Below are 1,921 nucleotides of genomic sequence, written 5' to 3'. Positions count from 1 at the left end.
GATGGAATACTTGCGCTTGAGAGTGAAGTAAACAATGAAGAGAATGACTTTTTGAAAAAAGGTTTATCTATGGCAATTGACGGAAGTGAGCCAGATACTATTCGTGAGCTTCTTGAGATTGAGATGGAGCAGACGAGTACAAGACATAAAGTCAACGGTTCTATCTTTAATCAGTGGGCAGGTCTTGCCGGTGCCATGGGTATGGTTGGTACACTCATCGGTCTTGTTGCGATGCTTCTAAATATGGCAGATCCATCAGCGATTGGTCCATCTATGGCGGTTGCTTTACTAACTACCATGTATGGTGCTATTATCGGTAATGTATTTGGTACACCTATCTATAATATTTTAACAATTAGAAATGATGAAGAGACAAAAGTTAAAGAGATGATTTTATCTGGAATTATGTCGATTCAATCAGGTGATGCTCCAAGAGTTTTAGAGGCTAAGCTACTGAGTTATATGGCTCCAAATGAACGCGTGAGCCAGTTTGATTAATGGACTTGATTAATGGCTAAGCAAAAGTGTCCAGAATGTGAGGAGTGTCTCCCTGCTTGGCTAGCAGCCTTTGGGGATTTAATGTCACTGCTTTTATGTTTTTTCGTTCTCCTCTTATCCATGTCAAGTATGGATGCCAAAAAGATTTCTGAAGCTATCGGTTCACTCTCGGGTGCCATGAGTGTTTTAGAGGGTGGTACAAAAACTGAAATCTCTAAACAGCGTATTCAAGAATCTACACCAATAGAGTCTCAAGATGAGACCAGTGAAGCTGTAAATAGAGTCCAGCAAGCTGTAGGTGATGCAAATGAGATGATGGAACAAGGGCATGGACCTGCTATCTCTCTAGATGAAGCACAAGAAGGATTTGTGATAGAACTTCCAGCTTCACTTCTCTTTAAACCAGGCAGTGCAACTATAGAAAATGAAGATGCCTTGCTTTTCTTAAAGAGGGTTGCTCTCATTATAGAAGAGTTACCTAGAACCATGCAGGTGAGTGTTCAGGGACATACAGATAACCAAGGACCAGGAGCAAAGAGCCCATTTAAAGATAACTGGGAACTCTCATCTGCTAGAGCAATTTCTGTCCTCCAAGAGTTACTTTTAGATGGAGTAGATCCAAAGAGAATCAGTGCTTCTGGATATGCTGAATTTAAAGCAATAGCAACGAATGCCACTGCTAGCGGTAGAGAAAAAAATCGTCGTGTTGAGTTGCATTTTTATGGAGCAAAAGGTGATGAAGAAGCGAAAGTGAAAGAGTCAGTATTAGATAAGGCCTCTGCTAAATAATGTTAAGATACCTTATCTTACTTCTTTCACTTATATCGCTCTTAGGTGCTGAAGCTGTAACTATACCTACTATGAATTTCGAATTATCATCTCCAGATACTCCACAGCAATTAGTTAGCTCTCTTAATGTTTTAGTAGTTCTAACACTTCTATTTTTAGCACCATCGATGGTGCTTGTTATGACTACCTTTACTCGTTTTGTAATTGTGTTTGGTTTTTTGCGTCAAGCACTTGGTACGCAACAAGTGCCTCCAACGCAACTTTTGGTAATGCTGGCTATGATTTTGACATTTTTTGTTATGGAGCCTGTAGGTACAAAAGCCTATGAGAATGGTGTAAAGCCATATATAGCTGAAGAGATAGGGTATGAAGAAGCATTTGACAGAACTACTCTGCCATTTAAAAACTTTATGATTAGAAATACGAGAGAGAAAGATTTAGCGCTATTTTTTAGAATAAGAAAAATGGAAAATCCTCAAACAGTCGCTGAAGTGCCATTATCTATCGTGATACCGGCATTTGTTATAAGTGAGTTAAAGACTGCATTTGAGATAGGTTTTTTACTCTTTTTACCATTCTTAGTTATAGACATGGTTGTTGCTTCGATACTCATGTCTATGGGTATGATGATGCT

The 1,921-nt window shown here is 39.0% G+C and carries 3 protein-coding genes; all 3 read left to right on the top strand.

Annotated features, from left to right (window positions below; genetic code table 11):
• Positions 1–498, top strand: a 498-nt coding sequence (locus GSY74_RS06050) for a motility protein A (protein WP_188108699.1), incomplete at its 5' end; no start/stop codon positions are given.
• 12 nt (positions 499–510) lie between these two features.
• Positions 511–1,287: a flagellar motor protein MotB gene (locus GSY74_RS06045; RefSeq protein ID WP_164664203.1), complete on the top strand. Its 777-nt coding sequence runs from the start codon at positions 511–513 to the stop codon at positions 1,285–1,287.
• A partial coding sequence (locus GSY74_RS06040) for a flagellar type III secretion system pore protein FliP (protein WP_164664202.1) occupies positions 1,287–1,921 on the top strand: 635 nt, incomplete at its 3' end. The genes GSY74_RS06045 and GSY74_RS06040, both read left to right, overlap by 1 nt.

The organism is Sulfurovum sp. bin170, assembly GCF_010892395.1.
Classification (GTDB): domain Bacteria; phylum Campylobacterota; class Campylobacteria; order Campylobacterales; family Sulfurovaceae; genus UBA1140.
The sequence above is the reverse complement of the archived record's forward strand: the minus strand, read 5'-3'. Positions and strand labels throughout refer to the sequence as shown.